We start from the raw sequence: 20,141 nt of genomic DNA on the forward strand, positions 1-20,141 counted from the left end.
CCCAACCCCTCCCCTGAAGGGGAGGGGCTTCTATATATAAATTCAGTTTCTTTGCCGCCGAAGCGATTCCATATTGCATTGCAGCAGGGGGTGGCGTTTCATCGCTTTCATGCTGAAGGCCGCGCTCCACCACCTGACGTCCTATCGCTACAGTCGCCCGATCACGCTTGGGCCGCAGGTGATCCGGTTGCGGCCCGCGCCGCACAGCCGGACGAAAATCCCCAATTATGCGTTGAAGATCGATCCGCCGGGGCATTTCCTGAACTGGCAGCAGGACCCGCATGGCAACTGGCTGGCGCGGATCGTCTTTCCCGAGCCGGTCGACCGTTTCTCCGTCGAGGTCGACCTGCTGGCCGATCTCGACATCATCAATCCGTTCGATTTCTTCGTGGAGCCTTATGCGGAGGAGTATCCCTTCGCCTATGACGAGCAGTTGAAGACCGACCTCGCCGCCTATTTCGACCTGGAGGATCAGGGGCCGCTGTTCGAGGCTCTGGTGGAGAGCCACAAGGGGTTTGAGGGGCGGACGATCGACTTTCTGGTCGAGGTGAACCGGCAGCTTCAGCAACGGGTCGGCTATGTGATCCGGATGGAGGCCGGGGTGCAGTCGCCGGAGGAGACGCTGGAGATCGGCACCGGGTCGTGCCGGGATTCGGCCTGGCTGCTGGTGCAGTTGCTGCGGCGGCTGGGCTTTGCGGCGCGCTTCGTATCGGGATACTCGATCCAGCTTGTGGCCGATGTCGAGCCGCTGGAGGGGCCGAAGGGGGTTTCGCAGGACGTGGTCGATCTCCACGCCTGGGCGGAGGCCTATGTGCCGGGCGCGGGTTGGGTGGCGCTGGACGCGACTTCGGGGATGTTCGCCGGAGAGGGGCATATTCCGCTCTGCGCGACGCCGCATTATCGGTCCGCCGCGCCGATCAGCGGCATGGCGGAACCGGCGGAGGTCGACTTTCACTTTTCCATGGGGGTGAGCCGCATTGCCGAGGCGGTGCGGATCACCAAGCCCTTCACCGATGCACGCTGGGATGCGGTGATGGCGCTGGGCGCGCAGGTGGACGCCGATCTGATCGCGCAGGACGTGCGGCTGACGACCGGGGGCGAGCCGACCTTCGTGGCGGAGAATGGCGGCGATGCGGGCGAGTGGAACGGCGATGCCGTGGGGCCGACCAAGGCGGGTTATGCCGACCGGCTGATCCGGGGGCTGCGGGAGGCCTTCGCGCCGGGCGGGATGCTGCATCATGGGCAGGGCAAATGGTATCCGGGCGAGAGCCTGCCGCGCTGGGCCTATGCGGTCTATTGGCGGCAGGACGGGGTGCCGATCTGGCGCGATGCGGCGCTGATAGCGGATGAGGTCGCGCCGGAGGACGCGCGGGCGGTGACGGCGGAGGATGCGCAGGCCTTCATCGCGCATATGGCGGGGGCGATGGGCTTTTCCGCCGATCATATCCAGCCGGTTTATGAAGACCCGGCGGTGTGGGCGGTCAAGGAGGCGGACCTGCCGGTCAACACCTCTCCCGACGATCCCAAGATCAGCGATCCGGAGGCGCGGGCGCGGATGGTGCGGGCGTTCGAGCGGGGGCTGGACCAGCCGGTCGGCTATGTGCTGCCGGTGCAGCGGTGGCAGGCTCAGGCCGCGACGCCGCGCTGGCAGAGCGAGATTTGGCAATTGCGGCGCGGGCGGCTGTTCGCGGTGCCGGGGGATTCGGCGCTGGGCTATCGCCTGCCCCTGGGGTCTTTGCCGCATGTGCCGGAGGCGGCCTTTCCCTATATCCATCCCCGCGATCCGAGCGAGCCGCGCGGGCCTTTGCCGGATTTCCGGGCGACGGTGGACGAGGTTCACGCCCAGCCGGTGCAGCGGGTGCCCGACGCGCCGGGCGGGGCCGTGGCGCAGGAGCGGGTCGAGCAGTTCCATATCGAGGGGGCGGTGCGCACCGCCGTGACGGTGGAGCCGAGGGGGCATTTCCTGTCCGTCTTCCTGCCGCCGGTGGAGGCGCTGGAGGATTATCTGGAACTGATCGCGCAGGTCGAGGGCGCGGCGGAGGCGATGCGGCTTCCGGTGCGGATAGAGGGCTATGCGCCGCCGCCCGATCCGCGTTTGCAGGTGCTGAAGGCCACGCCCGATCCCGGCGTGATCGAGGTGAATATCCAGCCTTCGTCAAGCTGGGACGAGACGGTGGAGATCACCGAGCGGCTCTATGCGCTGGCGCGGACCTGCGACCTTACCGCCGACAAGTTCATGGTGGACGGGCGTTCGGTGGGGACCGGGGGCGGCAATCATATCGTGCTGGGGGGGCCGAGTTTGAACGATTCGCCCTTCATCCGGCGGCCCGATCTGCTGAAGAGTTTCGTGCTGTACTGGCAGCGGCATCCTTCGCTGTCCTATCTGTTTTCGGGGCTGTGCATCGGGCCGACCAGCCAGGCGCCGCGCATCGATGAGGCGCGGCATGACGGGCTGTACGAGCTGGAGATCGCGCTGGCGCAGGTGCCTGCTCCCGGTGATGGCGATGCGCCGCCGCCATGGCTGGTGGACCGGCTGTTCCGCAATCTGCTGGTCGATGTGACGGGCAACACCCATCGCACCGAAATCTGCATCGACAAGATGTTCTCCCCCGACGGGCCGACCGGGCGGCTGGGGCTGCTGGAGTTTCGGGGCTTCGAAATGCCGCCGGAGCCGAGGATGAGCCTTGCCCAGCAATTGCTGTTGCGGGCGCTGACGGCGTGGTTCTGGCGGCAGCCGCAGCAGGGCAGTCTGGTGCGCTGGGGGACGGCGCTCCACGACCGTTTCATGCTGCCGCATTTCGTCTGGGCGGATTTTCTGGAGGTGCTGGGCGACCTGCGCGGTGCGGGTTACGCGTTCGATCCCAACTGGTTCGAGGCGCAGCGGCAGTTCCGTTTTCCGGTGCATGGCGCGGTGGATGCGGGCGGCGTGGGGCTGGAGATTGCCCATGCGCTGGAGCCGTGGAACGTGCTGGGCGAGACCGGGGCGATTGGGGGCACGGTGCGCTATGTCGACAGTTCGACGGAGCGGTTGCAGGTGCGGGCGACGGGGCTGGTCGCGGGGCGGCATGTCGTCGCCTGCAACGGGCGGCGGGTGCCGATGACGCCGACCGCCGTGCCGGGCGAGGCGGTGGGCGGCGTGCGGTACAAGGCCTGGGCGCCGGCCGCCTGCCTGCACCCTGCCCTGCCGGTCAACGCGCCGTTGACCTTCGACGTGCTGGATAGCTGGAGCGGGCGGTCGCTGGGCGGCTGCGTCTATCATGTCGCGCATCCGGGCGGGCGCAATTACGACACGCTGCCGATCAACGCCTATGAGGCGGAGGCGCGGCGCAAGGCGCGGTTTCAGGACCATGGCCATACGCCGGGGCCGGTCGACATGCCGCCCGCCGAGGCCCCGGGCGAATTTCCGATGACGCTGGACCTGCGTTTCCGGCATCCATGACCGTGGCGAGCGCCCCTGTCGTGGAAGCGGCCGGTTGGGCCGACGCCTATCTGGCGCGGGCGCCGGAGGGCGACCTGTTCGCCGGAGCGAGCGCGGAGATGGCCGGGCACTGGCGGACGATGCTGGAACGGCTGTCGGCGCAGGCGCAGGGCGATCCGGCGGTGCTGGCGGGCAATGTCGAGCGGCAGGCGGTCGACCTGGGGCTGGCGTTCCGGCTGACCGGGGACCAGCAGGAAAGGCCCTGGCCGCTCAGCCCCATTCCGCTGCTGATCGGGGCGCGGGAATGGACGCATATCGAGCAGGGGCTGATCCAGCGGGCGCAGTTGCTGGAGCGGGTGATCAGCGACATCTATTCCACCCAGTCGCTGGTCCGCGATGGGAAGCTGCCAGCGAGCGTCATCACCGGCAGCCCGCATCATTGGCGGGTGATGACCGGCGCGCCGCCGCCGCATGGGCATTTCGTCCATTTCTACGCCGCCGATCTGGCACGGGGGCCGCAGGGCGATTGGCGCGTGCTGGCGGACCGGGTGCGGACGCCGGTGGGCGTGGGTTATGCGCTGGAGAACCGGCTGGCCCTGTCGCGGGCGACCGGGGACCTGCTGGGCGCGCTCAATGTGCGGCGGCTGGCGCCGTTCCTGAGCGATTTGCGGCGCGGGCTAGCGGCGGATTGCGAGCGGAGCGATCCACGCATCGGGCTGCTGTCGCCGGGGCGGTTCAACCAGAGCTATGCCGAGCAGGCGCATCTGGCGCGCTATCTGGGCCTGTTGCTGGTCGAGGGTGACGACCTGATCGTGTCGGACGGGCAATTGTTCGTGCGGACGATCCAGGGACTGAAGCGGGTCGATGGCCTCTGGCGCTGGATGGACAGCCGCTTCCTCGATCCGCTGGCGTTCGACGCGGAATCGCGGATCGGCGTGCCGGACCTGTTCGACGCCTGCGTCAAGGGCGGGCTGATGCTGGCCAACTGGCCGGGCGTGGGCGTGATCGAATCCCGGGCGATGGCGGCCTTCCTGCCGGGGCTGGCGCGGGAGGTGCTGGGGACGGACCTCATCCTGCCCAATATCGCGACATGGTGGTGCGGGCAGGCGGCCGAGCGGGCGCATGTGGCGGGGGCGATGGACGAGCTGGTGGTGGGATCGGCCTTCGACCGGGACGTGGCGGGGCTGACGGGAACGCGGTTCCTGCCCGGATCGGGGATGGATGCGGCGCAGCGGGCGGCCCTGCTGGAGGCGATGGCGCGGCGGCCGATGGATTATGTCGGGCAGGAAGTGGTGCGGCTGTCGACCACGCCCGCGATCGTCGGGGGCAGGCTGACCGCCCTGCCCTTCACCCTGCGGGTGTTCCTGGCGCGGGACGAGCTGGGGCAATGGCGGATCATGCCGGGCGCCTTTGCGCGGCTGGCGGCGCATGGCGACATTCGCGCCGCGCTGATGGGCGAAGGCGACCTGTCGGCGGACATGTGCGTGCTGGACGGCAAGCCGGTGCCGCAGGACGGGCTGTCGGCGGCGGCTCCGGCGATCCGGCGTGTGGGCGGCATGCTGCCCGCCAAGGCGGCGGACAATCTCTATTGGCTGGGGCGCTATATCGAGCGGATGGAGATGACGGCGCGGGTGATCCGGGCGATCGTCGGCGGGTCCATCGAAGCCGATCTGGGGCCGGCGGTGGGATCGCCCGCCATGGACCGGCTGATGGGACAGCTTGCGTCCTGGGGCGCGATCCCGGCTGTTGCGGGGGCGGTCGGGCCGCTCTGCGCGCAGGCGTTGGGCGATGGCGCGCAGCCGGGCAGCGTGCGGGCCCTGCTGGCGGCGGTGGCGGGCATAGGGGAAGGGCTGCGCGACCGGCTGGCGGTGGATTATTGGCGGCTGGTGCGGCTGCCCCTGCCCGATTTCGACGGCGGGGTGACGGAGACCCTGCTGAAGGCGTCATCCCGGATGATCGAGCGGATTTCAGCGCTGTCGGGGCTGGCGGCGGAGAATATGGGACGGACCGAGGGGTGGCGCTTCCACGACATGGGGCGGCGGATGGAGCGGGCGATCAATGGCTGCCGTCTGGCGATGCTGTTCGGGGGCGACGGGGCTTCGGCGGACGACCTGACCGTGCTGCTGGACCTCAACGACAGCCAGATCAGCTATCGCAACCGCTATCTGGCCGGGCCCGCCCTGGCGCCGGTGCGCGATCTGGTGGCGCTGGAGCCGCATAATCCGCGCTCCATCGTCTATCAGGCGGAGAGGCTGGCGGAGCATGTCGGGGCGCTGCCGACGCTGCATGGCGACGGCATGCCCGAGGAGCCCCAACGGCTGGCGGCGATGCTGGCGGCGCGGCTGGCGCCGCTGACGGGGGATGTGCTCGGCATGGCGGATCTGGCGGAGGCGGAGAGCCGGTTGCTGGAACTGTCGGACGCCATCGGGCAGCGCTATTTCCTGCAGCGTCGCAAGGAAAAGAGCGAGGGCGTCAGCCTGCTGTCATGATCTATCGCATCCGGCATCAGACCATCGTGCATTATGATGCGCCGGTGCAACTGGCGCGCCTGAACCTGCGGCTGCGGCCCGCGCCCTGGCCGGGGCAGTGGACGTCGGACTATCATCTGGCGGTCGATCCGGCGCCTTCCTCCATCGAATCGCGGCCGGGGGCATGGCCGGTGCATGTCGCCCGGCTGGAGATCGACAGCCCGCTGCGCCGGATCAGCATCGACAGCAGCTTTCGCGCCGGGGTGCAGGGCGGGCCAGCGGCGGAAGCGCGGGACGATGATCCCACCGTCGGCGCGGTGGCGGAGGCGGCGCTGGTGGCGCGGGACATGGGACCGGCGGGGCCGGCCCATTATCTCCACGCCTCGCAGCGCGTGCCGCTGGTGGCGGAGATCGGGGATTGGGCGGCGGATTTGCTTGTCCCCGGGCGGCCGATTGTCGAGGCGGCGGTGGAACTGGCGCAGCGGATCAAGGGCGAATTCGCCTATGTGAGCGGGGCGACCGATGCGGCGACGCCGGTGGCGGAGGCCTTTGCGGCGCGCCATGGGGTGTGCCAGGACTTTGCCCATGTGATGGTGGCGGCGTTGCGCTGGTTCGGGCTGCCCGCCGCCTATGTCAGCGGCTATCTGCGCACCGATCCGCCGCCGGGCATGGCGCGGCTGGTGGGCGCGGACGCCATGCATGCCTGGGCGATGCTGTGGTGCGGGCCGGCGCGGGGGTGGATCGGCCTCGATCCGACCAACGGCGTGATCGCCGGGGACGGGCATCTGTTCGTCGCCATGGGGCGGGACTATGCCGATGTCGCGCCGATGGACGGGCTGTTCGTCGGCGGCGCGGGCCAGAGCGTGCAGGTAATGGTGGACGTCATGCCGGAGGATGAAGCGGCGTGAGACGCGCCTGAAGCGCGCTGCGCCAATCGGACGCAGCGCGCTCCGGCTTTCTGCCGCATCCTTTCCAGAGCATCGTGCGCAAAAGTGGGAACCGGTTTTGCGCACGATGCTCTGGCGGCTCTACCACCCTCCAGCCCATGTCATGGTCAGCGACCGGAGCCGTGGACCCGCACCTGCCCGGTGCGATAGCCCTTCTCGCGCATTTCCTTCGCATAGTCGCGGCGGGCGTCGGCCAGTTCCGCGCGATATTCGTCCCAGGCGTCGCGCTCATCCTCCGCATCGGTGGCGTGGCGCAGGTCGTGGGCCAGTTCCTTGCGGGCCTCCGCAACATCGGTGCGATAGTTGAACCAATATTTATTCTGCACGCCCGCAATCGGCGCGGGCAGGGTCATGTCGTCCTCCATCGCGGCGAGCCTTTCCTCATAGCTCATCGCGCCATGGGGCATGGCCGTTGCGGAAAGCGGCGCCATGGCGAGCATGGCAAGGGCGCTGGCGACAGTCGAGCGTTTCATGTCTCTTCTCCTCTTCCTCGTCCCGATGGGGGGTCAACGTGCGAGGAAAGGGATTTTGCGCATGAACGGTTGTGCAGAATGGATGAAGCGCATCCCCGCGGCGATCGGCGGAAAAGGGAAACCGGCCGGAAATTACTCTAATTTCAAAAGGTTATGGCAAAATCCCGCCCATGGCCCTTGCAGCGGCCATGGGCGGGAAGGGGAAGCGGGTCACATGCGGATCGCGTTGCGGAACATGACGAAGGCGATGATCACCAGATAGACGCCGAAGATCTTCTTGAGCGGGGCGGCGGGCATGGCGTGCGCGACGGCGACGCCCAGCGGCGCGGTGAGCACGGACATGGAGGCGATGGCGAGCGTCGCGGGGATGTTGACATAGCCCAGCGATCCCCAGGGCAGGCCGCCTTCCTTGAGGCCGATCAGCGCGAAGCCGATGGCGCTGGGAATGGCGATGAGCGTGCCGATGCCCGACGCGGTGGCGATCGCGCGGTGGATCGAGCGGCCGCACAGCGTCATCACCATGATGGCGATGGTGCCGCCGCCGATGCCGAGCAGGGCGGAGAAGGTGCCCAGGCCCCCGGCGATGCCGACGCGGGCGATGCCCGAGGGCATGGTGTCGCTGATCACCTTGCCGCCGACCTTGGGCAGCAGGAAGTTGAGCGACATCAGGAACACGCCGATCGCGAAGATCATGGTCAGGATGCGTCCGTCGACATGGCCGGCCAGCAGCACGCCCGCGCCGTCGCCCAGGATGATCCACGGCGCCCAGGTCTTGAGCACCTCGAACTCCACCGCGCCGCGCTTGGCATGGGCGAGGAGGGAACGGATCGACGTCACGATGATCGTCGCCGCCGACGTGCCGATGGCGACATGGGCGATGGCGTCATGCGTGCCGCCCAGCAGCGGCAGCACCACGAACAGCGCAGGCACCACCACGAAGCCGCCGCCGATCCCGAAAATCCCCGCCGCGAAACCGGCGAACAGTCCCGCCCCCAGCATCGCGACCAGCGGCAAAAGCCAGGTCATCACGTCACCGTGCATCAGCGCTGCTCCCCTGCCGGTGCCGTGCGGGCGGCGTTATGGGGGAAGATGCCCTGGTGGATCAAGGCGGCGGAAGCTGTGCAATCGACCATGATGGAAACCCATGCCTCTCTTCGGCGGAATGTAAGTGGCGGGGACGATCAACTGCCCCACATCTTCCCAAGACGAACGACGTTGGGGAACCCGCAAAGGAAAGGCGCAATATTGTGGGGAAGCGGGAAAGGATGCGGGTGGATACCAGGGCCCGGACCGGGCATCTGCGCGCTTCGCAAAAAAGAAAACGGCCCCGATCACGGAGCCGTTTCCCTGTTTCAGAAAACCGAGGGGATCAGGCGGCGAGCGCCTTCACCTTGTCGGTCACCACGGTCACGCGGGCGGTCAGCGGCGAGGCCACGTCGCCGGCCAGCTTGATCAGCGCTTCGCTGCTCTTGGCCGCTTCCTTGGTGAATTCGTCGAAGCTGCTGGAGAGCAGCTGGCTCTGGAGCTGGAAGAATTCGGTCGGCGTCTTCACGGTCGAGAAGCTCTTGAACGAGGCAGTCGCCTTTTCGAAGCTCTTGCGGCTGTAGTCCACGGCTTCCTGGCCCAGGGTCTCAAAGCCCTTGGCCGCGATCTTGCCGGATTCGACCAGCGCTTCGACATTGCCCTTGGCGATGTCGCTGAACTCCTCGATCGCCTTGGTCGACTTCTCGACGCTCACCTTCGCCTTCTCGTTCAGGTCGGCATAGACCGTTTCGAGCTTGGCCTTGGTTTCTTCAGCGAATTTCTTTCCGGTCTCGATCACGTCGTTCATCATCTTCGTTCCTTCTGTGGCGGGCAGCAACATGGGCTCTAGCGGCCCGGCCTTGGACGACAGGCTCTTCCATAGCTCCGGTTCGGTCGGCTTCGGTTCCGCAACCGGCTCAAACTTCGGCGTCTTCACCGCCGGCGCCGCGGCGACGGGGGTGGGTTCGGGCGTCGCATCCTTCACCAGCTCGGGCTCAGGCGCGGCGTCCACCGCCGTGGTCGCCGCGATCACCGCCACCGGATCGGCCTTCGCCACGGGCGCCGGCCTGGGGGCTGGAGCGACGGGCTTGGGCGGCGCCGGTTTCCTGACGGCGGGCTTCGCCTTCGTCTGGGCCGGGGCCTTGATCGCAGCTTCGGCGGCCTTGAGCGCCTCACTGGCGGACAGGGTCGACGACGACGCCTTCTTGGCGGCAGGCTTCTTACGCACTGGCTTTGGGGTAACGGCCATGGACCAACCTCCATTTGTTGCAGTGCACAATATAGGGATCGAAATGCGGTTGCAAGTGTTTTGTGCAGTGCAACAAAAATGCCTCATACGGCCCGTCGCTGCAACGAGGCGGGCTGCCGCAAACCCTGCCCCCCCTGTCCCATGTGAAGGAACTAACGGGTTTTCACATAGCGGCCGGGCGCATCCTCAATGGCCTTGAGTCGGCCCCTGCCCGGGCGGCGGGCGCCCTTCACCGGGACCGTGGCGGGGGTCTGCCCGCGAATCCACTCGATCCAGTCGGGCCACCAGCTCCCCTTCGTCTCCTTCGCCTGTGCAAGGAAGGCCTCCAGGGTGGGCTGCGATTCGGTGCAGGTCCAATATTGATATTTGCCGGCGGCGGGCGGGTTCACCACGCCCGCTATATGCCCCGACCCCGCCAGCAGGAAACGGATCGGGCCGGAGAAATGTTCGGTCAGTTTCCACACGCTTTCCAGCGGGGCGATATGATCTTCCCGTCCTGCCTGCACATAGGCGGGGGTCCTGACCCGGCGCAGGTCGATGGGCGTGCCCGCGACACTGATCGCGCCCGGCCGGACCAGCAGGTTGTCGCGATAGAGCTGGGTCAGATAATCCCTGTGCCAGCGCGCCGGCAGGTTGGTGGTGTCGCCATTCCAGTAGAGCAGGTCGAAGGGCGGATAATCCTGCCCCAGCAGGTAATTGTTGACCACATAGTTCCAGATGAGGTCGCGCCCGCGCAGCAGGTTGAAGGTCGCGGCCATGTAGCGCCCGTCGAGGAAGCCGCCGGAGGAAAGCTGCTCCACCATCTTCATCTGCTCGTCATCGACGAACAGGCTGAGGTCCCCCGCCTTGCTGAAATCGACCTGGGCGGTGAAGAAGGTGGCGCTGGCGACCTTTTCCCCCTCCCCCCGCGCCGCCAGCAGCGCCAGCGTGGCGGCAAGGGTGGTGCCCGCGACGCAATAGCCGATGGCGTGGACGCCGGGCACGCCCAGCAGGTCGCGCACCGTGTCGATCGCGTCGATCTGGCCGTTCAGTATATAATCGTCCCAGACCAGGTCCTTCATCGAGGCGTCGGCCGATTTCCACGACACCAGGAAGACGCTGATCCCCTGGTCCACGGCCCATTTGACGAAGCTTTTTTCCGGCGACAGGTCGAGAATGTAGAAGCGGTTGATCCATGGCGGGAAGATGATCAGCGGCGTTTCCAGCACCTTGTCCGTCGTCGGGGCATAGTGGATCAACTGGTAGAGCGGCGTTTCCCTGATCACCTTGCCCGGCGTGGAGGCGATGTTGCGGCCAAGCTCGAACGCCGTGCCGTCCGTGTGGGTGAGCTGGCCCTTTTCCAGATCGGCCAGCATGTGCTGGAGGCCCTTGACCAGATTCTCGCCGCCGCTCTGGATCGTCTTCTGCACGACCAGCGGGTTGGTCAGCGGGAAATTGCTGGGGGCGATGGCGTCGAGCAGGCCGGTGGTGGCGAAGCGCAGCTTTGCCTTCTGCTTCGGATCGACGCCGTCCACCGCGTCGGCCAGCTTCATCAGATAATCGGAGAGCAGCAGATAGCTCTGCCGGATCAGGTCGTAGAAGGGATGCTCGGTCCAGGCCGGGTCGGCGAAGCGGCGGTCGCGCGCGGCGGCCGGGCTGCCCGAGGGCGGCGGCTCCGGCTGGTCGCGCAGCAGGCCGCCGGAATCCAGGAAACGCTGCCACAGGGCGAGGCCTTCGTCGGCGAAGCCGGTCTGGATGCGCGCCACGGCTTCGGGATCGAAGGGCAGCGTGCGCCCGGTCGCGCCCGCCGCCTGTTCCAGCAGCAACTGCTGCGCCCGGCCCAGCACCTGCGTCCATTGCTGCATGTCCTCCAGCGTGGGGAGATGGGGTTCCATGACGTCCTGTGCTTTCATGGCCACCTTCCTTCGCCTGGCATGGTCCGGTCCGCCGCTTTCTCTGGCGTGTCGCGGGCTGGCGGGTTATAGCCGGATCGTGACAAGCCGAATGCGCGTCACGCACTATTCCTTACAGCGAGCTTTCAGGAAAGCCCCAATGTCCGAAGAATTCTACCGCATGAAGCGTCTGCCGCCCTATGTCATCGCCGAAGTGAACGCGATGCGGGCCGCCGCACGCGCCGCGGGTGAGGACATTATCGACTTAGGCATGGGCAATCCCGACCTGCCGCCGCCCGACCATGTCATCGCCAAGCTGTGCGAGGTCGCGCAGAAGCCGAGCGCGCACGGCTATTCCCAGTCGATGGGGATTCCGGGGCTGCGCCGGGCGCAGGCCAATTATTATGGCCGCCGCTTCGGCGTCGATCTGGACCCGGAGACCGAGGTGGTCGTGACCATGGGGTCGAAGGAAGGCCTCGCCAGCCTGGCCACCGCGATCACCGCGCCGGGCGACGTCGTGCTGGCGCCCAATCCCAGCTATCCGATCCACATGTTCGGCTTCATCATCGCGGGCGCGACCATCCGATCCGTGCCGACCACGCCGGACGAACATTATTGGCAGTCGCTGGAACGGGCCATGGCCTTCACCGTGCCGCGTCCGTCGATCCTGGTGGTGGGCTATCCCAGCAATCCGACGGCGGAGACGGTCGACCTCGCCTTCTACGAGCGGCTGGTCGCCTGGGCGAAGGAGAACAAGGTCTGGGTGCTGAGCGACCTTGCCTATTCCGAGCTTTATTATGACGGCAATCCGACGCCCTCCATCCTGCAGGTGCCGGGCGCCAAGGATGTCGCGGTCGAGTTCACCTCGCTCAGCAAGACCTATTCCATGGCGGGCTGGCGCATCGGCTTCGCCGTGGGCAACCGGCAACTGATCGCGGCGTTGAAGCGGGTGAAGTCCTATCTGGACTATGGCGCGTTCACGCCGATCCAGGCGGCGGCCTGCGCGGCATTGAACGGGCCGCAGGACATCGTGCAGAAGAACCGCGAACTCTACCACAAGCGCCGCGACGTGATGGTGGAGGCCTTTGGCCGGGCGGGCTGGGACATTCCCGCGCCCAAGGCGTCGATGTTCGCCTGGGCGCCGCTGCCCCCTGCCCTCAAGGACATGGGGAGCCTGGAATTTTCCAAGCAGCTCCTTACCCATGCCAAGGTCGCGGTCGCGCCGGGGGTCGGCTATGGCGAGGATGGCGAGGGCTATGTCCGCATCGCCATGGTGGAGAATGAGCAGCGGCTGCGGCAGGCCGCGCGCAATATCCGGCACTATCTGAAGTCCATGGGCGTCAACACGCCGGCCAAGGGCGCTGCCTGAGGAATATAGGCCTGAGGAATATAGGATTATGCTCCTGCGGAGGCGCTGAAGCGGGACAGGCGGCTCGCATGCAGCCCGGTTCGGAGGGTTGAGTGATGCCCGGACGGCGGAACTGGGCTCCTGCCTTCGCAGGAGCGCGTTTCCTTCAAGTCATGATGGCGTGAGCCCCATGCCATCATTTCAACCCTTGCCATTTCCTTCGCGCTGCGCTGCTGTGAAACGATGATCGCACTCCCCCAGGTTTCCCAGGTCGCACAGACTATTCAGCTCGCTTTGGCTCCCGTCTTCCTGCTTGCGGGCATCGGGGCGTTCCTGAACGTCTGCGTCGGGCGGCTGGCGCGGATCATCGACCGGGCGCGGAAGGTGGAGGAGAAGATCCTCGCGTCGCGCGGCAAGGAACATGACCGGATGGTCAGCGAAATCCGCGTGCTGGACCGGCGGATGAGCGTGGTCAACGGCGCGATCTTCCTGTCGGTGGCGTCGGCCTGCGCCGTCTGCCTGGTGGTCATCCTGCTGTTCGCGGCCAATCTGTTCGGGGTGCATCTGGGCACGCCGATCGCGATCCTCTTCATCCTGGCCATGGTGTTGCAGGCGGCGGCCTTCGGCACGTTCATCCAGGAAATCCGGCTCGCCTCGCGCACCATCCACATCCGCAACGAGGTGCTCTATCACAAGGTCGAGGAAGAGGGCGCGGGATGACGAAGTTCACGGTCAATGACCGGCCCGTCCAATATCGCATGGACCCGGCGACGCCGCTGCTGTGGGCGCTGCGCGACGCATCGAACCTGACCGGGACGAAATATGGCTGCGGCACGGGCGATTGCGGCGCCTGCACGGTCGACATAGACGGGGAAGCCGTACGCTCCTGCCAGGTGACGATCGCCGCCACGGAGGGCAAGTTCGTCACCACCATAGAGGGATTGTCGCCCGACCGCGGCCATCCGCTGCAACAGGTGTTCGCGGCGGACAATGTCTCGCAATGCGGTTACTGCATCCCCGGCGTCATCATGGCGGCGTCGGTGCTGCTGCGGCGGACCAGCGATCCGGGCGACGAGGAGATCGACGCGGCGATCACCAATATCTGCCGGTGCGGCATCTACCCCCGGTTGCGAGGTGCGATCCAGCGGGCGGGACGGGTGATGCGGGGCGAGGAAGTGGTGGACGCCGTGCCGCCCTCCGGCATCACGCCGGACGAAGCGGCGAAGGCGGTTCCGGCGCTGCGGAAGCCCTGAGGCCATCCGCGTTCCTGCCGTTCAGCCGAAGCGGTAGCCCGACACGGCCCAGCCCAGCACATTGCTGGCGTGGTCGCGCACGGCCGCATCCTCCCCGCCCGCGCCCAGGGCGACCATCAGCGGCAGGAGATGTTCCTCGCGCGGATGGGCGAAGCGGGCATGGGGCAGGTCGGCCCAGGCGGCGACGCGCTGCGCCCGGCTGGCCGGATCGGGGTCGGTGACGGCGGCGGTCAGGGCTTCGTCCCAGAGCATCGAAGGCTGGATCGCCTGCGCGCCGCGCACGCGCAGATTGTGGAAGCTCATTCCCGATCCGATGATGAGGACGCCCTCGTCGCGCAGCGGCGCGAGCGCCCGGCCGGCGGCGAGATGCGCGTCGGGATCGAGATCGCCGCGAAGCGAGAGCTGGGCGACGGGGATGTCGGCCTGCGGCAGGGCGACCTTCATCGGGATGAAGACGCCATGGTCCCAGCCGCGCGCATCCTCCCTGCCGGTGGGGAAGCCCGCCTGTTCCAGCAGGCCGGCGGCGCGGCGGGCGAGCGCGGGCGCGCCGGGCGCGTCCCAGCGGAGCGCATATGTGTGCGGTGGAAAGCCGTAATAGTCGAACAGCAGGCCGGGCCTTTCGCCGTCATGGACGGTGAACCGGCTTTCCTCCCAATGGCCGGAGACCAGCAGGATCGCACGGGGGCGTTCGGGCAGGGTCGCGACGATGCCCGCCAGATAGTCCTGCATCGGCCGCCACATCGGGTCGCAATGCGGGCGATCGGGGTCGCTGGGGTCCATGAAGAAGCAGGGGCCGCCGCCATGGGGGATGAAGAGAGTCGGTTGTCTCATGCCCATGAGATCGGATGGATTTGGGCGCGGCGCAAGCGGGGCGCTGGAAACGGATTGTTTCGGGTGGGGCGTGAAAGGCGGCGGCGGGCGGCCCTCAAGCTCCGTTTTCTTCGAGCACGGGGGCGATGGCCTGGGCCAGGGTGGCGCCGGAATAGGGCTTTTTGAGCAGGGTCACGTCGCCGAAGCGTTCGGGCAGGTCCAGCCCGTCGCCATAGCCGGTGGCGAAGAGGAAGGAGACGCCCTTTTCCGCCAGCAGTTCCGCCACGGGAAGGCTGGTTTCATTGCCGAGGTTGAAGTCCAGGACCGCCAGATCGACGTCATGGTTCGCGATCGCATCCCGCGCGCGGCTGACGCTGGCGGCGGTGATCACTTCGGCGCCGAGGTCGCGCAGCGCGTCCTCGCCATCCATGGCGATGATCATATTGTCTTCGACCAGCAGGACGTTGCGCCCCTTGAGCAGCGTCGGCGTGGGCGCCGGGGCGGGGCTGGCGCGTTCGATGCCGACGACGTCGGGCAGGACGGAGGCGACATGGGCGGAGGGGATGCAGAATCGCGCCTCCAGACCGGAAAGGCGGTAATGCACCTCCGCCCGGCCATCGAGATCATAGGGGATGGACCGTTCGATCACGGTCGATCCGAAGCCCCGGCGGGTGGGCGCGACCACGGCCGGCCCGCCGCTTTCCCGCCAGTCGAGCAGCAGGCTGCCGTCGGCGTCGACCCTCCAGCCGATGGCCACGCTGCCATTGTCGGACAGAGCGCCATATTTGGCGGCGTTGGTCAGCATCTCATGGATCACCAGCGCCAGCACCGTGAAGGCGGCCGGGGTGAGCAGCACATTGGGACCGGTCAGCTTCACCCGGTCGCGCCGTTCGGCCAGATAGGCGGCCGATTCCACCTCTATCAGGTCGTAGAGCCGGGCGGGCGCCCAGCGGTCGGCGGTGATCTGGTCATGGGCGCGGGCCAGGGCGTGGACGCGGCTTTCCAGCGTGTCGATGAACTGGTCGACCGATTCGGCGCTGTCGCGGGTCTGGGACAGCAGCCCCCGGATCAGCGAGAGGATGTTGCGGACGCGATGATTGAGTTCCGCGATCAGCAATTCCTGCTTCTCATGCGCCTTCTGCCGTTCATCATGGGCGGAATCGGACAGGCGCAATATGACTTCCAGCAGGGCGGTGCGCAGCGCCTCCGCCACGCGCAGTTCGGCGGCGGTGAAGGGCACGGCGGTGCCGCGCACCAGTTCCGACCATTGTTCGAAGCTCTTGCGCGGGGTCAGGCGGGGGCCGTTGGGGCCATATTCGATATGCTTTTCCGGGCTTCCCGCCCAGCGCACCGAGCGGAGCTGTTCCGCCCGGAACAGCACCACATAGTCGCGCGGGCGGCGCGAGAGCGGGATGGCGAGCAGCCCCGCCGCCCGGTCGGCATGGGCGGACGATTCGGGCAGCAGGCGCGCCAGATGATCGGTGGTGAAGACCTGGCCGGCGGCGGCCCGGTTCAGCATGGCGACGATGGCGGCGAAGCTGCGCTCGTCCGGGGCAAGGCCGGAAAAGGTCATCTGGCCGTCGATATAGACGCCGACGCCGTCGGCCGGGATGGTGTCGAAGATCACCTCGCCCAGCCAGCGGGCGTTGGACAGCAGGTCATGGTCCTGCGCCACCGCCGACATCAGCCGGTCGGCCACCTGCCGCGCCTTGCCCTCATAGGCGGAGGTTTCGCTGCGCTCCCGGTTTTCGAGCATCATCGAGAAGATCTGGCCGAACAGTTCGGCGGCGCTGCGCTGCGCGAAGCTGGGCAGGCGGGGGCCATAATGGTGGCAGGCGAACAGGCCCCAGAGCCGCCCTTCGACGACGATCGAGATGGAGAGCGAGGCCCCCACCCCCATATTGCCGAGATATTCGATATGGATGGGCGACACCGCCCGCGTCAGGCAGAGCGACATGTCGAGCGCGGCGCCAGAGGGGTCGAGCTGCGGCACGATGGGAACCGGCTGCGCCTGCACGTCCGCGATCACGCGGAAGATGTTGCGCAGGTAGAGCGCCCGCGCCTGCGCCGGAATGTCGGACGCGGGATAATGCAGGCCGAAGAAGCTGTCGATGCCGGGGCGCAGCGCTTCGGCCACGACTTCGCCGTCGCCGCCCTCCGCAAAGCGATAGACCATCACCCGGTCGAAGCCCGTCAGCGCCCGCACCTGCCGCGCGCCGTCCCGCAGGAAGGCGGCCATGCCCTGCGTCTGGCCGAGCCGCGACACCATGGAGCGGACCATGCTGCTGGCCTCCATCTCGTCATGGGACGCCGGTTCGGCCTCGATCACGACCAGCGATCCGGAGAAGTGGACGGCGACGTCGAACGGCGCGATCCCCTCGATCAGGGTGAGGGAGAAGATGCGCTCCACCGCGTCGGGGCCGCGCAGCAGGGTGATGCGGTTGCGCAGGGAATGGACCGCCTCCCCGCTGAAGATGCCGCCGATCGGCCGGCCCAGCATCTGTTCGGGCGAAAGGCCGATATGATCGGCGCTGTTGGCCGACACGCGCGACACCAGCCAGTCGGCGGTCAGCGCGATCAGGAAACCGAAGGGCTGGACCGTGCCCAGCACATGGATCGGCTCCCGGTCGCAATTGCTGAGGTCGACGGCGAAATCCTGGGCCGGGATATTGCCGTCAGCCATGGACGGGCGCCACTTCGCCCCTGGCGGCGGCGGCGAACAGATCGAAGGCGGCCTCCGCGCCGCGGATCGCGTCGCCGATCCATGGCTGGCCCCCATCGGCCGCGGCTTCATCCAGTCGTCGCTGGAAATCCGCCCAGCCGCCCTTTTCATGCACGGCGGACAGATAGGCGCGCGGCAGGCCGGGGCCGACGCGGCGGGCGAGCATGGCGCCGCCCAGGCGCGATCCTTCCAGCGTGTAGCGCAGGCCCCAGCGATAGGCATCGGACGGGGGCGCCGGCGCGGCGAGCGGCGCGGGCTGCGGTTCGCCCAGGGCCGCAAGGTCCCGGGTCAGCAGCGGCAGGCGCGGCGCATCGGGGCGAGTCATCCGCTCCAGCGGGGCGAGCGCCCGGGCATGGGCCTTCAGGAAGGCGGCGTAGCCGGGGCGATCGTCCAGCGAAAAATGCGAGAACAGGTCGTCGACACGCTGATGGCTTTCCATCGTCGCTTGGCGCAGGGCCTGTCGGGCGCTGCCGGCAGTGGGCGTTATCGTCACCCGGCATTCCTAAGGGGCTTTGCAGGGGGGCGCACTGATCTGGATCAGCTTTTGCCTTCCTTCGGTCACATTTCCGGGGATTTCGGCGCAAAGCAGCCTTGGGGGCGCCGCCGGGGATTCTTTCAAATCGCTGACAGACAAGTTCAGCATCGTGACATCGCACAAGTCCTAAAAGCGACATATGAGGGGCGAATGGCCCCGTGAAACAAAGGCGAACGGCATGTTGAGGAAAATGATGCTGGCGGGCTTGATGACCGCGACGGTACTGGGCGGGATCGCCCCGGCCTATGCCCAGCGGGGCGACGATGGCGGCTGGCGCGGCCGTGGCGGCGAACGGGCGGGCCGGCCCGAAGGCGGCCGTGGCGGCCAGGGCAACGGACAGGCGCAGCGCCAGTGGCAGGGCGGCGAGATGCGGCAGCAGCGGCCGGAACGGCCGGCGCAGGTCGCCCAGCCGCAATGGCGCGGCAATGAGGCGCGGCCCGACCAGCGCGGCCCCGCGACGGTCACCCGCTGGAACCGCGACCAGCAGCGCTTCGAGACCACACCCCGTGGTGGCGACAGAGGTGGCGACAGGGGTGGCGGCAACTGGGGCGGAAACGACCGCGATCGGCAGAACTGGCAGGACAATCGGCGCGACAATGACGGCCGGGACTGGAACCGGAACGACCGGAACCGGAACGACCGGGATCGGGGCGGCTGGGATCGGCGCGACGACCGCAACGACCGCCGCTGGAACGATGACGACCGGCGTTGGAATGGCGGCAATCCGGGCTGGAACAACGGACGGCGCTTCGACGACCGCACCCGGTGGCAAGGACAGAGGCGCTGGGACAATGGCTGGCGCAACGACCGGCGCTATGACTGGTACAGCTATCGTTCCCGCTATGGCGACCGCTACCGGATCGGCCGCTATTATGCGCCGCGCGGCTGGAACTACGGCTATTCGCGCTTTTCCATCGGGATCTTCCTGAACAGCCTGCTCTATTCGAACAGCTACTGGATCGACGATCCCTATTCCTACCGCCTGCCGCCGGCCTACGGCTCGCTGCGCTGGATTCGCTATTATGACGACGCGCTGCTGGTCGACATACGCGACGGCTATGTGGTCGACGTGATCCACGATTTCTTCTGGTGATGCCGGAAGACATGCGCTCCTGAACTGGCCTTCAGGACATACTGGACCTGGGACGGCGACGTTCCAGGTCCTTTTCATTTGCGCAGGGGCGCGGGCCGGTGGCAGGAGAGCGGCATGAGCGAGATTGTTGACGATGGCGGAGTCGCCTCCGCGGCGCGGGCGCGGATCGGGGAGTCGGTGCGGGCGCGGCTGGAGCGCAATCCGATGGTCAGCCGGATCGATACGCCGCAGCTTGAAATCTATGGCCGGCAGGAATTTCTGAGCGCTGAGGAATGTGCGGGCCTGCGGGAGCTGATCGATGCGGGGGCGCAGCCCTCCACCCTGTTTTCCGGCAGCGCCAATGCCGATTACCGCACCAGCGCGAGCTGCAACCTCAGCCCCTGGAGCCCGCTGGTCGGGGGGATCAGCGACCGCATCTGCGCGCTGATGGGCCTGGCGGCGGAGCATGGCGAGACGCTGCAGGGGCAGCGATACCAGCCGGGCCAGGAATATAAGGCGCATTGCGACTATTTTCCGGTGACGGCCAGTTACTGGCCGGCCATGCTGAAGACCGGGGGACAGCGGAGCTGGACGGCGATGATCTACCTCTCCCCGGTGGAAGCGGGCGGAGAGACGCATTTCCCGCATTGCGGGTTCATGGTCCCGCCCGTCGAGGGCATGCTGCTGATGTGGAACAATATGGAGCGGGACGGATCGCCCAACCGATCCAGCCTGCACGCCGCGCGCCCGGTGGAGCGGGGCACCAAATATGTCGTCACCAAATGGTTTCGCGAGCGGCCCTGGACGCCCTGATCCCCGGACCGCCGGCCCCGGCGGCCCCTGATACAAAGTGCGACATAAATGACTGATTCCTGACCGTTTCATTCCCGGCATGTTCAGGTGGCGGGGCGCATATCCGTCTTCGTGGTCGGCGGAACCGGTCGGGCCGGGG

Annotated in this window: 15 protein-coding genes; 8 read left to right on the top strand and 7 right to left on the bottom strand. The window is 67.4% G+C overall.

Annotation, left to right across the window (positions count from 1 at the left end):
• Window positions 1-109 precede the first annotated feature (109 nt).
• Genes K7W03_RS19095 through K7W03_RS19105 form a run of 3 tightly spaced genes read left to right on the top strand, consistent with a single transcriptional unit; the run spans window position 110 to window position 6,794 of the window.
• Complete coding sequence (locus tag K7W03_RS19095; protein WP_222887083.1) at window positions 110-3,439, top strand: DUF2126 domain-containing protein; 3,330 nt, start codon at window positions 110-112, stop codon at window positions 3,437-3,439.
• A complete protein-coding gene (locus K7W03_RS19100) occupies window positions 3,436-5,907 on the top strand; it encodes a circularly permuted type 2 ATP-grasp protein (RefSeq protein ID WP_222887084.1) in 2,472 nt (823 codons plus the stop codon). Before K7W03_RS19095 ends, K7W03_RS19100 begins: the two co-directional genes overlap by 4 nt.
• The gene (locus tag K7W03_RS19105) at window positions 5,904-6,794 is read left to right on the top strand and encodes a transglutaminase family protein (RefSeq protein WP_222887085.1); all 891 of its coding nucleotides are present in this window, start codon (window positions 5,904-5,906) and stop codon (window positions 6,792-6,794) included. Before K7W03_RS19100 ends, K7W03_RS19105 begins: the two co-directional genes overlap by 4 nt.
• A 146-nt stretch (window positions 6,795-6,940) precedes the next feature.
• On the opposite strand, the gene K7W03_RS19110 is transcribed toward K7W03_RS19105, so the two are convergent.
• The 4 genes from K7W03_RS19110 to K7W03_RS19125 all read right to left on the bottom strand — a co-directional run bounded on the left by K7W03_RS19110 (window position 6,941) and on the right by K7W03_RS19125 (window position 11,470).
• Complete coding sequence (locus K7W03_RS19110; RefSeq protein WP_025547345.1) at window positions 6,941-7,306, bottom strand: hypothetical protein; 366 nt, start codon at window positions 7,304-7,306, stop codon at window positions 6,941-6,943.
• A gap of 210 nt (window positions 7,307-7,516) precedes the next feature.
• Entirely contained in the window at window positions 7,517-8,347 is an 831-nt protein-coding gene (locus K7W03_RS19115; protein ID WP_025547343.1) for a sulfite exporter TauE/SafE family protein, read from the bottom strand.
• Between the two features lie 328 nt (window positions 8,348-8,675).
• Window positions 8,676-9,578 (bottom strand): phasin family protein, encoded by a 903-nt coding sequence (locus tag K7W03_RS19120; protein ID WP_025547342.1) that lies wholly within the window; start codon window positions 9,576-9,578, stop codon window positions 8,676-8,678.
• 152 nt (window positions 9,579-9,730) lie between these two features.
• The gene (locus K7W03_RS19125; RefSeq protein WP_099186373.1) at window positions 9,731-11,470 is read right to left on the bottom strand and encodes a PHA/PHB synthase family protein; all 1,740 of its coding nucleotides are present in this window, start codon (window positions 11,468-11,470) and stop codon (window positions 9,731-9,733) included.
• A gap of 139 nt (window positions 11,471-11,609) precedes the next feature.
• Between K7W03_RS19125 and K7W03_RS19130 the strand changes: the two genes are divergently transcribed.
• The 3 genes from K7W03_RS19130 to K7W03_RS19140 all read left to right on the top strand — a co-directional run bounded on the left by K7W03_RS19130 (window position 11,610) and on the right by K7W03_RS19140 (window position 14,050).
• A complete protein-coding gene (locus tag K7W03_RS19130; RefSeq protein WP_025547340.1) occupies window positions 11,610-12,818 on the top strand; it encodes an LL-diaminopimelate aminotransferase in 1,209 nt (402 codons plus the stop codon).
• A gap of 222 nt (window positions 12,819-13,040) precedes the next feature.
• Window positions 13,041-13,517, top strand: coding sequence for a DUF2721 domain-containing protein (locus tag K7W03_RS19135; RefSeq protein WP_025547338.1), 477 nt, complete (start codon window positions 13,041-13,043; stop codon window positions 13,515-13,517).
• Window positions 13,514-14,050: a (2Fe-2S)-binding protein gene (locus tag K7W03_RS19140; protein WP_025547336.1), complete on the top strand. Its 537-nt coding sequence runs from the start codon at window positions 13,514-13,516 to the stop codon at window positions 14,048-14,050. The genes K7W03_RS19135 and K7W03_RS19140 overlap by 4 nt, the downstream gene beginning before the upstream one ends.
• 21 nt (window positions 14,051-14,071) lie before the next feature.
• On the opposite strand, the gene K7W03_RS19145 is transcribed toward K7W03_RS19140, so the two are convergent.
• The 3 genes from K7W03_RS19145 to K7W03_RS19155 form a co-directional block, all read right to left on the bottom strand.
• Window positions 14,072-14,881 (bottom strand): DODA-type extradiol aromatic ring-opening family dioxygenase, encoded by an 810-nt coding sequence (locus K7W03_RS19145; RefSeq protein ID WP_222887086.1) that lies wholly within the window; start codon window positions 14,879-14,881, stop codon window positions 14,072-14,074.
• A gap of 94 nt (window positions 14,882-14,975) precedes the next feature.
• Window positions 14,976-17,543, bottom strand: coding sequence for an HWE histidine kinase domain-containing protein (locus K7W03_RS19150; protein WP_222887087.1), 2,568 nt, complete (start codon window positions 17,541-17,543; stop codon window positions 14,976-14,978).
• Window positions 17,536-18,075 carry a biliverdin-producing heme oxygenase gene (locus tag K7W03_RS19155; RefSeq protein WP_410483100.1) on the bottom strand — a complete coding sequence of 180 codons (540 nt, stop codon included), beginning with the start codon at window positions 18,073-18,075 and terminating at the stop codon, window positions 17,536-17,538. Before K7W03_RS19155 ends, K7W03_RS19150 begins: the two co-directional genes overlap by 8 nt.
• A 220-nt stretch (window positions 18,076-18,295) precedes the next feature.
• Between K7W03_RS19155 and K7W03_RS19160 the strand changes: the two genes are divergently transcribed.
• Complete coding sequence (locus K7W03_RS19160; RefSeq protein WP_048576442.1) at window positions 18,296-19,210, top strand: RcnB family protein; 915 nt, start codon at window positions 18,296-18,298, stop codon at window positions 19,208-19,210.
• Window positions 19,211-19,324: 114 nt separating this feature from the next.
• Complete coding sequence (locus tag K7W03_RS19165; RefSeq protein ID WP_099186375.1) at window positions 19,325-20,002, top strand: prolyl hydroxylase family protein; 678 nt, start codon at window positions 19,325-19,327, stop codon at window positions 20,000-20,002.
• Window positions 20,003-20,141 lie beyond the last annotated feature (139 nt).

Origin of the sequence: Sphingobium sp. PNB (assembly GCF_019873065.1) — a bacterium.
GTDB lineage: Bacteria > Pseudomonadota > Alphaproteobacteria > Sphingomonadales > Sphingomonadaceae > Sphingobium > Sphingobium fuliginis.

Bases quoted from the DNA above. Each gene is read 5' to 3' on its own strand.
- K7W03_RS19095 (WP_222887083.1), top strand. From the start codon at position 110: ATGCTGAAGGCCGCGCTCCACCACCTGACGTCCTATCGCTACAGTCGC.
- K7W03_RS19100 (WP_222887084.1), top strand. From the start codon at position 3,436: ATGACCGTGGCGAGCGCCCCTGTCGTGGAAGCGGCCGGTTGGGCCGAC.
- K7W03_RS19105 (WP_222887085.1), top strand. From the start codon at position 5,904: ATGATCTATCGCATCCGGCATCAGACCATCGTGCATTATGATGCGCCG.
- K7W03_RS19110 (WP_025547345.1), bottom strand. From the start codon at position 7,306: ATGAAACGCTCGACTGTCGCCAGCGCCCTTGCCATGCTCGCCATGGCG.
- K7W03_RS19115 (WP_025547343.1), bottom strand. From the start codon at position 8,347: ATGCACGGTGACGTGATGACCTGGCTTTTGCCGCTGGTCGCGATGCTG.
- K7W03_RS19120 (WP_025547342.1), bottom strand. From the start codon at position 9,578: ATGGCCGTTACCCCAAAGCCAGTGCGTAAGAAGCCTGCCGCCAAGAAG.
- K7W03_RS19125 (WP_099186373.1), bottom strand. From the start codon at position 11,470: ATGAAAGCACAGGACGTCATGGAACCCCATCTCCCCACGCTGGAGGAC.
- K7W03_RS19130 (WP_025547340.1), top strand. From the start codon at position 11,610: ATGTCCGAAGAATTCTACCGCATGAAGCGTCTGCCGCCCTATGTCATC.
- K7W03_RS19135 (WP_025547338.1), top strand. From the start codon at position 13,041: ATGATCGCACTCCCCCAGGTTTCCCAGGTCGCACAGACTATTCAGCTC.
- K7W03_RS19140 (WP_025547336.1), top strand. From the start codon at position 13,514: ATGACGAAGTTCACGGTCAATGACCGGCCCGTCCAATATCGCATGGAC.
- K7W03_RS19145 (WP_222887086.1), bottom strand. From the start codon at position 14,881: ATGAGACAACCGACTCTCTTCATCCCCCATGGCGGCGGCCCCTGCTTC.
- K7W03_RS19150 (WP_222887087.1), bottom strand. From the start codon at position 17,543: ATGGCTGACGGCAATATCCCGGCCCAGGATTTCGCCGTCGACCTCAGC.
- K7W03_RS19160 (WP_048576442.1), top strand. From the start codon at position 18,296: ATGTTGAGGAAAATGATGCTGGCGGGCTTGATGACCGCGACGGTACTG.
- K7W03_RS19165 (WP_099186375.1), top strand. From the start codon at position 19,325: ATGAGCGAGATTGTTGACGATGGCGGAGTCGCCTCCGCGGCGCGGGCG.